Origin of the sequence: Bradyrhizobium sp. 33ap4 (assembly GCF_032654765.1) — a bacterium.
Taxonomy (GTDB): Bacteria; Pseudomonadota; Alphaproteobacteria; order Rhizobiales; family Xanthobacteraceae; genus Bradyrhizobium; species Bradyrhizobium australafricanum.
In genome coordinates this window covers 1-12656 of record NZ_JAUMTJ010000113.1, presented here as the reverse complement: position 1 = coordinate 12656, position 12656 = coordinate 1, and the positions used below count along the sequence as shown (strand labels likewise).

The 12656-nt window shown below is 65.4% G+C and carries 10 protein-coding genes; 4 read left to right on the top strand and 6 right to left on the bottom strand.

The annotated features are described in order from the left end of the window. Positions 1 to 182: 182 nt before the first annotated feature. From Q2M23_RS42315 to Q2M23_RS42300, 4 genes are read right to left on the bottom strand one after another with little or no spacing between them, the layout of a single operon-like run. Complete coding sequence (locus Q2M23_RS42315; RefSeq protein ID WP_316399307.1) at positions 183 to 947, bottom strand: anti-sigma factor; 765 nt, start codon at positions 945 to 947, stop codon at positions 183 to 185. Continuing rightward, on the bottom strand, positions 944 to 1471 hold the full coding sequence (locus Q2M23_RS42310) for an RNA polymerase sigma factor (protein ID WP_316399306.1): 528 nt from the start codon (positions 1469 to 1471) through the stop codon (positions 944 to 946). Before Q2M23_RS42310 ends, Q2M23_RS42315 begins: the two co-directional genes overlap by 4 nt. After that, complete coding sequence (locus tag Q2M23_RS42305) at positions 1468 to 2925, bottom strand: YncE family protein (RefSeq protein ID WP_316399305.1); 1458 nt, start codon at positions 2923 to 2925, stop codon at positions 1468 to 1470. The genes Q2M23_RS42310 and Q2M23_RS42305 overlap by 4 nt, the downstream gene beginning before the upstream one ends. Before the next feature lie 12 nt (positions 2926 to 2937). Beyond that, positions 2938 to 3405, bottom strand: coding sequence for a DUF305 domain-containing protein (locus Q2M23_RS42300; protein WP_057015145.1), 468 nt, complete (start codon positions 3403 to 3405; stop codon positions 2938 to 2940). A gap of 266 nt (positions 3406 to 3671) precedes the next feature. Here Q2M23_RS42300 and Q2M23_RS42295 point away from each other — a divergent pair, with 266 nt between their 5' ends. The 3 genes from Q2M23_RS42295 (at position 3672) to Q2M23_RS42285 (ending at position 8953) form a co-directional block, all read left to right on the top strand. Continuing rightward, positions 3672 to 5324 carry a hydantoinase B/oxoprolinase family protein gene (locus Q2M23_RS42295; RefSeq protein ID WP_316399303.1) on the top strand — a complete coding sequence of 551 codons (1653 nt, stop codon included), beginning with the start codon at positions 3672 to 3674 and terminating at the stop codon, positions 5322 to 5324. A gap of 7 nt (positions 5325 to 5331) precedes the next feature. After that, positions 5332 to 7371 (top strand): hydantoinase/oxoprolinase family protein, encoded by a 2040-nt coding sequence (locus Q2M23_RS42290; protein ID WP_316399302.1) that lies wholly within the window; start codon positions 5332 to 5334, stop codon positions 7369 to 7371. Between the two features lie 346 nt (positions 7372 to 7717). Continuing rightward, positions 7718 to 8953, top strand: coding sequence for an ABC transporter substrate-binding protein (locus tag Q2M23_RS42285; protein WP_253602988.1), 1236 nt, complete (start codon positions 7718 to 7720; stop codon positions 8951 to 8953). Between the two features lie 193 nt (positions 8954 to 9146). Here Q2M23_RS42285 and Q2M23_RS42280 read toward each other — a convergent pair whose 3' ends face one another. Together Q2M23_RS42280 and Q2M23_RS42275 are read right to left on the bottom strand one after the other, a co-directional pair. Next, the gene (locus tag Q2M23_RS42280; protein WP_316399301.1) at positions 9147 to 10361 is read right to left on the bottom strand and encodes a mandelate racemase/muconate lactonizing enzyme family protein; all 1215 of its coding nucleotides are present in this window, start codon (positions 10359 to 10361) and stop codon (positions 9147 to 9149) included. A 238-nt stretch (positions 10362 to 10599) separates the two neighbouring features. Then, entirely contained in the window at positions 10600 to 11862 is a 1263-nt protein-coding gene (locus tag Q2M23_RS42275) for an amidohydrolase family protein (RefSeq protein WP_316399308.1), read from the bottom strand. Positions 11863 to 12017: 155 nt separating this feature from the next. Between Q2M23_RS42275 and Q2M23_RS42270 the strand changes: the two genes are divergently transcribed. Then, positions 12018 to 12437, top strand: a complete 420-nt coding sequence (locus Q2M23_RS42270) for a hypothetical protein (protein WP_076824328.1) — start codon at positions 12018 to 12020, stop codon at positions 12435 to 12437. The last annotated feature ends 219 nt before the right edge of the window (positions 12438 to 12656 follow it).

Genomic DNA, 12656 nt, shown 5'->3' with positions numbered 1-12656 from the left:
CGTTGAATCTCCCTTAATATGCGATTCTCAACCCTCCAGATCGCGGCTTTCTGACTCAGTAAGACTAAAGCGCGATGAGATTGGGTTGAATCGTCATCGCGCCTTGGCTCTTTGTTTGAGCATGATCTTTTCGGAAAACCGCTTCGCACTTTTCCGGATCATGCTTTAGCGCGCCGTTCCGATCAGATCGTCTGCGCCTGCTTGCGAATCTCGTTGGCAAGCGGCCGCAGGGAATCGCCCCAGCGCGGCCCCACCAGGGAGTAGCCCGTACCGCCGTCGGCCCACGAGAAGCCCGCGACGTCGCCACCCGAATGCGCGGCCATCGGCGCGTTCTGGTCTGACGTCATCGGGCGGGTGAGAACCACAAGCCGCTCGCCGCGATCGTCGTCGTACATGAACATGGCCGCAGGACCGTGCGCAGTCGGCACCACGCGTCCGCCCATGAAACGGTATCCGGACTTGCTCAGATCAGGCAGCTTGACCGGCTGGCGCAATCGGCTGGAAACCCACGCTGCAAGTTCCGTGCTGTCACGCAGCTCCACCGGCCTTGTGTGGTCGGAGGCGTACACCTTGTAGGAATCGCTGGCCTCCTCGGCAAGCGCTGCGAGCCCGCCGGCCGGCGCAAGCGTTACGCCGCGGATCATCCATCCACCGAGGCCGCCGATCGAGAGCATCAGCATCGCTGCGATGGCCCAGCGCAACGACGAGGGGCGGCGGCGCGGGCTCTCGATCATCCTGGCGAGGTTGAGCCGCGGCGGCAGCGGCTCCTCGGCGATCGGCAGCAGCGCCGATCGCAAGAGGTTACGCTCATCGGAGTAGGCGGCGATGCGCTTGGCCACGTCCGGATGCTTGTCCAGATAGGCACGGACCTCGGCCTCGCGTTCCGGCTCGAGCGCGCGATCGACATAGGCGTGCAGATCGTCTTCTGTAATGGGTCGGTTGCTCATGTCTTGTTCCGCAATTGCACGACATTATGATCCCGGTCGCCGGGAGTCCCCTCCAGTTCGTGATGCAGCCGCTCGCGGGCGCGCGCGAGGCGTGACATTACCGTGCCAATGGGCACCCCAAGCACCTTCGCGGCATCGGCGTAGGACAAATCCTCAACGCCGACGAGCAGCAGCACCGCACGCTGGTCATGCGGAAGCCTGGCGAGCTTCGCCATGACATCGCGATACATTACCTTGTGCTCCTGCGCCGCTTCCTGGCCGAATGCATCCTCGTTGGTTTCGTCGATCGCGACATGAACGCCGCGCACCGTTGCGCGGCGAAACTGGTTGATGGCGAGATTATGCAGGATCGCGAACAGCCACGGGCGCGGATTGTCCGACCGCCGCTGCTCCCAGTGGATGACGGCGCGTTCCAGGCAATCCTGCACCAGGTCGTCGGCCGCGGCGTGATCGCGGACCAGGGCCCGCGCATACCGCCGCAAGGCGGGTATCAGCGGTTCGACCAGGTGCAGCATGTCGCTCATGGCGCTTGGACCTGGACGACCGCGCCGAGTTTCGCCGGCTCGCCGGCTACGATGACGAGGTAGCGTCGCTCCGCCCTGGCCGCGCTCTGCACGATCTGCCGGATCGGACCGGCCGCGTTGACGATCGCGGAGCCGGCCGGATTGGTCATGAAGGCTGCCAGCGGCTCCGCCATGCCGCCACCGTCAGCGTGTTCGGCCAATCCCAGCACGTAGCGCTGCTTCGGCTCGAGCCCGGTCACGGAAGCCTGCAGCACCTGGATCAGGCCTTGATCGAACAGCGATACGCTGGTCGGCGGCTTCTCGTCCTTGGCTTGCTTTTTCGGTGCGAGCGCGAGGTGAGCGGCCCGGCCGGCGACGCCGAGGGCCTGCAGGTTCTGGCGATCTTCCGGATTTGGCGCGGCGTTCGGCACATAGACGATCGCCTGCGGCGCCTGGCCGATCGGGATGTTGGCGATCACCTTGTTGGTCGCGGTGTCGATCGCGGCCAGCGCGTCGGCATTTTCGAGACCGACATAGACCCGCGTGCCGTCGCCGGACGGCCAGACGCCGTGCGGCAGATTGCCGACGGGAATGGTCGCGACTTGCGAGAAATCGTCGGTTCGGAACACCTTGACCTCGTTGGTGCCGCCGATGGTCACATAGGCGAAGGTCCCCTTTGAGGTCCTGGCGAAATTGACGTGGTTGGTGATCGGGCCGCTGTCGATGGTCTTGATCAGGTTGAACGGCGGCTTGGCGTTGAACACCTGCGTCCTGCCGACATCCTTCAGCGTGAACCAGACCTGGTCGCCATCGGGCGAGGCCGCGATGTTCGGGCAGAACGGGCTTTCCTGCTTCACCTTCGCGACGATCTGATGGTCTGCCACCGAGACCACGTCGGTTTCCGGATTGAACGACGAACAGATGTAGCCGTACTTGCCGTCGGGCGAGAAGATCTGCATGCCGGGTCCCGCGGGCACCTCGATGCGCGTCGTTTCCTTGAAGCTCTGCGCGTCGATGACCGAGATGTAATTCTCGCCGCGCACGGTGACCCATACTTCCTTGCCGTCGGGCGTGAAGAACGCCTCGTGCGGTGACCGCCCGATATAGGTGACGTGCTTGACCGCGTTGGTTGCCGTGTCGATGAAGCTCACCGAGTTCGAACCGATCGAGACCACCGCGAGGGTGCGGTGGTCGGGCGAATAGCCCATGCCGTGGACCAGCACCTGGCCCTTGTAGAGCGGGCTGAAATTGCCCGGCTGCGGGTCGCCGAGCCGGATCACGCCGAGCAGCTTGTTGTCGGCCGGGTCGGTGACCGACACCGTGTTGGAGAACTGCTCGGCGGCGTAGACGCGATCGTGATGGCTGACCGGAATGTCGGGCGCGGACGCAGCGCCCGGCGCCTGTCCGGCGAAAGCGGAGTTCGACATCGCCAGCACGGTCGTGGCCAGCAGGCTCTTGAGGATTTGACGGTTCATCGTTTGAGGCTCCTAGTTCTTCATTCCGTGGGACATGTTCATATGATCGTGAGCGGCAGGCGCCGGGGTCTGCTGTGTTGGGGCGGGCGCGGACGCCGTAACCGGATCTCCGATCGCGAGCTTCATGGCGTCGATCTCCTGCTGCTGCTCGACGATGATTTCCTGCGCGATCCGGCGCAGCTGCTCGTTCTTGCCGTAGCGGAGCTCGATTACGGCCATGTCGATCGCGCCCTGATGATGCGGCTGCATCATCGCGACGAAGTCGCGGTCGATGTCGCCGCTCGGCTTGGCCGCCATGTCATTCATCATCTTGGTCATCGCGGTATCGTTTTCAGCAAGGAAGGCGCTCTCTTCGGCCGTCTGCCCGGTCTGGACCGGATGATGGTCGTCATGCGCGAAAGCAGCCGCCGCAGCTGCAAAAGCAAGCAGGGCTGCGCCGGCGAGCGGCGCGAGGCCGGACTTAAGGAATCGAGGAAGCATTTGCGTTCACCCTGGGAGTTGTCGGGGAGGCCCGAGCGGTTACGGGCTTGGGCCGGCTTGCATGGGTGGGACGCAGCAGCGTGAGTTCTATTCCGTCGTCAGGCAGATTCTTGTCGATCACGACTTGCTGATCGCCGGAATGATCCGTTTCGGCCGGGCCAGCCGATTTGCGATCCGCAAGCCACTGGCTATAAGAAGGAATTCCGGTTTCGATCGACCGGTTCCACCATCCTCCCTGCGCAAATCCTCGCGCCAAGAAGGCCAAGATGTCCGCCAAGATCGATCCGATCACCCGCTCCGTCGTCCAGCACCGCCTGTCGTCGATCGTGAAGGAGATGGGCGAAGCCATGCTTCGCACCTCGTATTCGCAGATCCTCAATTCCAGCCGCGATTTCTCGCTGGCGATCTGCGACACCAACGGGCGGCTGATCGCGCAGGCCGACCACATTCCGGTTCATGTCGGCGCCTTGCCCTGGGCGACGCTGGCGGTCGAGGAGCGCTTCAAGGATGTCGCGCCCGGCGACGTCATCCTGCTCAACGATCCCTACCAGGGCGGCAGCCATCTGCCCGATCTCACTGCCTTCGTGCCGGTGTTCGACGGTGGCAAGCGGCTGCTCTGGACCATCGTGCGCGCGCATCAGAGCGATATCGGCGGCGCCACCCACGGCGCCTACAATCCAGCCGCCACCGAGATCTATCAGGAAGGCATCCGCATTCCGCCGATCAAGCTCTACGAGGCCGGCAAGCCGCGCGAGGATCTGCTCGACCTGCTGGCTTTGAACATCCGCAACCCCAGGGAATTCCGCGGCGACCTCGCGGCGATGCTGGGCGCTGCGCATCTCGGCGAGCGCCGTGTCGCAAAACTGTTCAGCGAGTTCGGCGCGGATACGGTCGAAGCCGCGATCGAGGCCATTCTCGATGCGACCGAGCAGCAGACCCGCGCCGTGGTGTCCGCCTGGAAGGACGGCGTGTTCTACGGCGAAGCTCTGCTCGACGATGACGGCCACGGCCGCACCGACATCAAGATCGCCGCCAAGGTGACCAAGAAGGGCAGCGACATCGAGGTCGATCTCACCGGCTCCGATCCGCAGTCGACCAGTTTCGTCAATTCGTCACACGCCAACATGCAGGCAGCGGTCGCGATGGCCTTTGCCTATCTGATCGACGCCGACATTCCGAAGAACACCGGCGCGCTGCGGCCGCTGAAGGTGGTGGCGAAGCAGGGCACGATTGTCTGGGCCGATCCCGGCCGTCCCGTCACCTTGTGCACCAGCCATCCCTCCAACGAGATCGTTGAAGCCATCATCAAGGCGATGTCGGCGTCCTGTCCAGATCGCGTCATGGGCGGGTGGGGGCGCCGCTTCCGCATCGCGATCCAGGGCGAGGACCCGCGCAACGGACGCAATTTCATCTGGCACATGTTCCAGGCTCGGCCCGGCGGCGGCGCCTCGCCGGGCGGCGACGGTTATTCGTCGATCGGCGAATGGCACTCGGTCGGCGGTCTCAAATTCGGCAGCATCGAGGTGGCCGAGGTGCGCTTTCCCCTGCATTTCCGCCAGCACGAATTCCGGCCGGACTCCGGCGGCGACGGCCAGCATCGCGGCGGGCTTGGCGTCGCGCTCGACATGGTGCTGGAGACGCAGAAGCCGGCCAAGGGCAACACCGCCGGTGACGGCGCGCGCCATGGTCCCTGCGGCATGCTCGGCGGCAAGGACGGCGAGCCGCATCATTACCGGCTGCTCTCGGAAGGCCGCGCGCCGCGCGTGTTGAAGACGAAGGAAGTCGGCATCGAGCTGCGCCCCGGCGACTGCCTCGAGATCCGGTCCTCCGGCGGCGGCGGCTGGGGTCCACCCGAGAAGCGCTCGGCGAAAGCGCGGGCGCGCGATCTTGCGCAAGGTTTGGTTTCGGAAGCGGTGTAGGGCAGCGATGTATACGATTGGGGTCGACGTCGGCGGCACTTACACCGACCTGGTTGCGACGGATCAAAGCGGGCGCACCGTGTTCGCGAAATCGCCGTCCACGCCGGCCGATCAGTCGATCGGCGTGATGGCGGGACTGGAAGAGCTGGCGCGCCGCCTCGGCGTGACGCGCGCAGCGATGCTCGCCGCGACCGATCGCCTGGTGCACGGCACGACGGTCGCGACCAATGCGCTGCTCGAGCGCAAGGGCGCCAAAGTTGCGCTGCTGACCACCGAAGGCCACCGCGATGTCGTCGAGATGCGCGAAGGGCTGAAGCCGGATCGCTACGATCTGCGCATGCCGCCGCCGGAGCCGCTGGTGCCGCGCGAGCGTCGCTTCGGCGTGCGCGAGCGGCTGAAGGCCGACGGCAGCGCCGCGGTTGCGCTCGATGCCGCCGCGCTCGGCGACGTCATCGCGGACGTGAAACGTTCGGGTGCGAATTCCGTCGCGGTCTGCTTTCTGCATGCCTATCTCAACCCGGCGCATGAGCTTGCCGCCGTCGAGCAGCTGGCGAAGGAGCTGCCCGACGTCAGCGTGTCGCGCTCGAGCGACGTACTGCCGCAGATCAAGGAATATGAGCGTGTCTCGACCACAATCGTGAACGCTTATGTCGCGCCGACGGTGCGACGCTATCTCACCAATCTGGAGCGTAGCCTGCATGAGGCGGGCTTCAAGGGCTCGCTGTTCGTCGTGCTGTCGCATGGCGGCATGGCGCCGGTGGAGGAAGCCTCGCGGCTCGCCGCGGGCACGGTGCTATCGGGGCCGGCCGGCGGCATTTCCGGCAGCCGCCGCTGCGCGGATCTCTTGCGGATTCCCGATCTCGTGCCGTTCGACATGGGCGGCACCTCGACCGACATCTCGCTGATCGCAGATGGCCAGGCCTCGCTGTCGGCGGATGGCATGCTCGCCGGCCAGCGCATCGCGCTGCGCAGCCTCGACATCGCCAGCATCGCCGCCGGCGGCGGCTCGATCGCGAGCGTCGACGGCGGCCGCACGCTGCGGGTCGGGCCGGAGAGCGCGGGCTCGGTGCCGGGCCCGGCCTGCTACGGCAATGGCGGCACGGCTGCCACCGTCACCGATGCCAATGTCGTGCTCGGTTATCTCGACGCCGCCGCCTTCATGGGCGGCGCGCGGCCGCTCGACCGTGCGGCGTCGGAAGCCGCGGTGGACCGGATCGCCGCAGCGCTCGAGCTGTCGCGGATCGAGGCCGCCGCCGGCATCTACAAGATGATCAATCTGAAGATGGCCGACGGCATCCGCCTGATGACCTTGCGCCGCGGCGTCGATCCGCGCAAATTCGCGCTGCTCAGCTTCGGCGGCGCCGCCGGCATGCACGCCGCCGAGGTCGCGCGCGAGCTCGAGATCAAGCGCATCATCGTGCCGACGGTCGCCTCTGTGCTTTCGGCCTGGGGCATGCTGACCAGCGATCTGCGCTACGAGGTCAGCCGCACCCATTACGGCACCGGCCCGATTTCCGCCGACGAGGTTCGCGCCTTGTTCGCCGGGCTGGAAGAGCAGGCGGCGGGGCGGCTGCGCGACTGGTTCAAGGGCGATATCGGCATCGAGCGCTCGGCCGAGATGCGCTACGGCGAGCAGGTGTTCGAGATCGACGTGCCGCTCGGCGAGCTCGATCTCGGCGCCGCCGACCTGGTGGCACAGATCGAGGAACGCTTCCATCGCCGCCACGAGGAGCTCTACACCTATGCCTCGCGCGGGCAGGAGGTGGTGTTCGTCAACGCCCGAGTTGCCGCCGTCGGCAAGGTGGCGCGCGGCAGCAGTGATGCCGGAAAGGCCAGCTCGGCTGCGCCCTGCGCGCCGCGCGGCAAGCGGCAGGCCTGGTTCGGTGCCTGGCGCGAGGTGCCGGTCTACGCGCTCGACGATCTCGGGCCGGGCCAAGCGCTGGCCGGTCCCGCGATCATTGAGGCCGAAACCACGACCGTCCTGGTCGACAGCGGCGACCGCGTCGCGGTCAACCCGCTGGGCTGGCTCGATATAATATTGCGCTGATCGTCAAGTCGGAACTGCACTCCCTCTCCCGCTTGCGGGCAGGGATATCGCATGTGCGCTCGATCCCTCCACAGACTCGTCATGCCCGGCCTTGTGCCGGGCATCCACGTCTTGGTTTCCGCGCGAAAAAGACGTGGATGGCCGGGACAAGCCCGGCCAAGACGATGTGGAAATAGCGCCGCCAAGCTTTTCGCTGCCATATGCGATTGCCCTGCGCTTGCGGGGGAGGTGAAAGAAGGCCTGCCTCCGCCATCAACATTTCATTTTTCCGGCGTTGGCTTGGCGATAAACTCCGCTCGCTCGGGAGGAGCGCCGGCCTGGTGCCGGCGCGTTTGTGGCGATGTTGATGCAAACAAAAAGACAAACTGCGCTTTCGATATCCCTCGTCCTCGCAGCTGTCCTCGCGGCGGCGCCGTTGCGCGCGCAGCAGGCGCAGACGGCGGCGGCCGGCAACGAGATCCGCATCGGCAACGTCATGCCCTATACCGGGCCGCTCGCCGCGTTCGCGACCATCGGGCGGGCGGAGGCGGCCTATTTCGACATGGTCAACGAGCATGGCGGCATCAACGGCCGCAAGGTCAGGTTCGTCTCGGTCGATGACAGCTCCAATCCGAAGATCGCGATGGAGCAGACCCGCGATCTCGTCGAGAAGCAGGATGTGCTGTTGATGTTCGGCTCGTTCGGCACGCCGAGCAACCTCGCGGTCCGGAAGTACCTCAACGAGAACAAGGTCCCGCAGCTGTTCGTCGCTTCCGGCGACGAGGCGTGGGCGCATCCTGCGACCTTTCCCTGGACCATGGGCTGGCAGCCGACCTTCCGCGCCGAGGGGCGGATCTACGCCAATTACATCCAGGCCGCCTATCCCTCGCGCAAGATCGCGGTGCTCTGGCAGAACGACCAGTTCGGCCGCGACCTGTTCAAGGGATTGCAGGAGGGGCTCGGCGACACCGCCGGCATGATCGTCGCCGATCTCGCCTTCGATGCATCGGAGACCGCGATCCAGAACCAGATCGGAATTTTGAAGAACTCCGGCGCCGACATCCTGGTGTTCGACGGCGCGCCGGCGATCGCGGCGCGCGCGATCCGCGTCGCCGCGGACCTCGACTGGCATCCGGTGTTCATCCTCGACAATGCGTCGGCCTCGATCGCCAGCGCCTTGCGGCCGGCAGGCCTGCAGAATTCGCTCGGCGTGATCTCGACCTCGTTCCTCAAGGATGCCGGCGATGCCTCCTGGAAGGACGATCCGCAGATCAAGGCGTGGCTCGCCTTCATGGACAAGTATTATCCCGACGGCGACAAGGACGACATCTACGCCGTGTTCGGCTACGCCGCCGCCGATACGCTGATGCAGGTGCTGCGCCAGTGCGGCGACGATCTGTCGCGCGAGAACATCATGCGGCAGGCCGCGTCGCTGAAGGATTACCAGAGCCCGATCGCGCTGCCCGGGATCGTGATCAACACCGGACCGAAGGACTTCCGCCCGATCAAGCAGATGCGGCTGGTGCAGTTCGACGGCAATGCCTGGCAGCCGATCGGCGACGTGATCGACAGCGCGTTCACGGCGGTGCGCGAGGATAATTGAGGGCCGTTGAGTTGGGTCATGCGTCGTCCCGGCCTAGTGCGCAATTGCGCACGGGGGGCCGGGACCCATTACCCCAACTGCGCATTGTTTTTGCTCTGCTGGGGCGATAATCCCTTACACACCAGGCAGCGGTGGTTATGGGTCCCGGCCTTCGCCGGGACGACGATGGGGTGTGGGCCGGCGCAACAAACGCCTACTTCTTCAATCCATAATTCAGCAGCCCGCCCTTGTTCTTCGGCGGGTGCGCGCGCAGGCCTTCCTCGTTCGGCTCGGTGCCCCAGCCCGGGCGATCCGGGATCACCAGATGGCCGTCGACGAATTCAGGCACGTGGGTGAACAGCTCGTGGTCCCAGGCCAGGCGATCGATGTCCGTCTCCATGATGCGCAGGTTCGGCACCGCGGCGCAGAAATGCGCGTTCATCATGGTGCAGAGGTGGCCGTAGAAATTATGCGGCGCGACGTTGACCTCGAAATGCTCGGCGGCGGCGGCGATCTTCATCGACTGCCAGACCCCGTTCCATGGCGTGTCGATGATCGCGACATCCATCGCCTGCTCGGTGAAATAGGGCAGGAATTCGCGCAGGCCGAGCAGCGTCTCGCAGGACGAGATCGGGTGCGGGCTCTGGCGGCGGATGTAGCCGAGCGCCTGCGGGTTGAAGGTGTCGATCTCGACCCAGAACATGTCCATCTTCTCGATCGCGCGCAGGATCTTGAGATAGCCCTCGGTCTTGGCGTTGAAGTTGAGGTCGAGCAGGAGATCGACATCCGGCCCCGCGCCGTCGCGGATCGCCTCCAGGTGCATGCAGAGATTGCGCAGCACGGTGCGGTCGATATTGATCTCGGGCTGGAACGGCGAGCCGAAGCCGGGGCGCCAGCCTTGCGGCTTGCCGTCGGTATAGACGAAGATGTTGGTCTTCATCGCCGTGAATTTCTTCTCGCGCACTTCGGCCCCGATCGCCTTGACGCCGTCGAGATCAGTGATCGCCGGCTTGTACCAGTCGGGATGATTGATGCGCCAGGTCGCGCAATGCGACCAGTAGACCCGCACGCGGTCGCGGATCTTGCCGCCGAGCAGGTCGTAGCAGGGCACGCCGAGCGCCTTGGCCTTGACGTCGAGCAGCGCGTTCTCGATCGCCCCGAGCGCCAGCGCCACCACGCCGCCGGCGGCAGGGCGCGTCGCGGCGAACAGCTCGACATGGATCCGCTCGTGCTCGAACGCGTTCTTGCCGACCACCCGCGCCGACAGCCGCTCGATCGCCGCCGTCACGCCGGGCGCGCCGAAGCCCTCGTCATATTCGCTCCAGCCGACCAGCCCGTCCGTCGTCGTCACCTTGACGAAGTGATAATTCCGCCAGCCGGCATCGCAGGCGAGCGTCTCGACGCTTTTGATTGTGGTGGATTTGCTCATGGTTTCCTGCCCGGTTGTTTGTTGCTGTTGGCGGGATACCAACAACGGATCGGCGGACGCGTCAATTCGCGCCAGGGCAAGGCGACAATGCGTATTGGCAAGGCGGCACTCGCCTCTTCGTTCACCGTCACCCTGAGGAGCGCGCTCTTGCGCGCGTCTCGAAGGGTCGACGGGCCGGCTCTCTCCGTGTGGATCTCACGGGGCCGTGCATCCTTCGAGGCTCGCAAGAGCTCGCGCCTCAGGATGACGGGACAAACATCTCGGTGTCAGGCCGGAACAGCGTCGGCCGCTGCCGTTCGAAGGTCTTGCGGCCGCGCTTGAAGCCCATCAGCACGTCGGGCAGTTCGGCGATGGCGTTGGTTCCGCTGTCGGTATCGAGCACGACGATGTCGGCGGGGTTGCCGACCGCAATGCCGTAATCCTTCAGGTTCATCAGCCGCGCCGGCAGATCGGTGACGAGATCGAGGCAGGCGTCGAACTCGCCGATCCCGGCATGCGCCGCATTGGCGTAGAGATTGGCCATCCGCAGCAGCGAAGCATCGCCGAACGGCGTGAAGGGATTTTGCACATTGTTGGTCGCGACCGAGCACAGCACGCCATCGGCGACGAGCCGGTGCGCGGCGGTCAGCCCACGCGGCGCGTTGTGGGTGGCGTCGCGGCCCATCAGATAGAGATCGGTCGCCGGCAGCACGGTGACCGCGACACCGGCCTCGGCGAGCCGAGCGCCGGCTTTCTTCAACCGATCAGGCGGCAGCGCGGAGAGTTTGGTGGCGTGCCCGATCGCGACGCGCCCATGATAGTTGCGCCGCTCGGTCTGCCGGCAGACCTCCTCCATGTGCCACCAGGAGGGATCGAGGTCGAAATCGAGATGCAGGTCGACATCGACGTCGAACTCCTGCGCGAGGTCGAAGATGCGCGCGATATGCGCGTTCGGATCGCTGTCGACATAGGGGCAGCCGCCGACCGCCTCGGCACCGTCGTTGAGCGCCGCGACCAAGAGCTCGTCGGCGCCGGGATCGTTGGTCAGGCCCTCTTGCGGAAAGGCGCAGAGCGAGAGGTCGAGCGCCCAGGCATAGTCGCGTTTCAAGGCCTTGACCGCCTCGAAGCCGCGCAGCCCGATCCTCGGGTCGATCTCGACATGCGTCCGCATCCGCGTGGTGCCCGCCGTGATTGCGCGCTCGATCACTTTTGAGCCGCGCGCATGGACATCCTCGATCGTGAAGTCGCGCTTCATCGCCGATACCGCGCGGATCGCCTCGCCGAGGCTGGCGTGATCGTGGCCGCAGCGGCCGAGCAGGCAGGCCTTGTCGAGATGGATATGGGTGTCGACGAAGCCGGGCAACGCCAGCCGGCCGTTGAGGTCGACTTCGACCGCCTCGCACACGAGGCGCGGCGCGATCGCGGCGATCCTGCCGCCGGCGATGCCGATATCGACCGCGGCGGCAGAGCTGCGCGTCACGGCATTGCGGAAGACGAGGTCGAAGGCAGGTTTCGCGATCATCGGCGAGGGAAACATCAGGGTGGTCTGAGCCTAGCGGAACGGCCAGGATCCGGCAGCACCAGATTGTGTGCAGTTTTATGGTACGATTGTCTAAAAAATATGCATACACTTTGATGACCAGATTGTAGAGTCCTGATTATCCCCGGAGACCCGCCATGTCCGCACCCGCCAAAGCCGATGCCCGCCCGATGTCCGATGCCGAGATCGTCGAGGCCTATTTGACGGCGTCGATGATCCCCGATCCGGATGCGGCTGCGGCCTATATGAAGCCGGGCACGGTGATCACCTTCACCGGCGGGCGCAAATTCGACCATCCGCGCGGGCCGACCGGCTTCAACGCGAAGCGCTATCGCTGGGTGAAGAAGAAGATGGACCGCTTCGATGTCTGCCCCGGCACGGACGAGACCGTCGTCTATAGCGTCGGCACGCTCTACGGCGAATGGACCGACGGCACGCCGTTCGAAGGCAACCGTTATGTCGATCGCTTCGTGGTGCGGGGCGGGCAGATCGTCAAGATGGACGTCTGGAACGACAGCGCCGAGCGGATTTTGATGCAGCGGGGGATCGAGGCGTAGGAAGCGGCGCCACTTCTCCCTCGCCCCGCTCTTGCGGGGAGAGGGTCGGGGTGAGGGGCTGCATCTGCGAGTATCGGCCGCGGATAGACCTGTACCCCCTCACCCGGATCGCATCTGCGATGCGATCCGACCTCTCCCCGCAGGCGCAGGGGTGTCCGGGGAATGATTCACTGTGTCGCGGTGCATGCTCGGCAGGACCGAGGCAAATCGGTCTTTTCT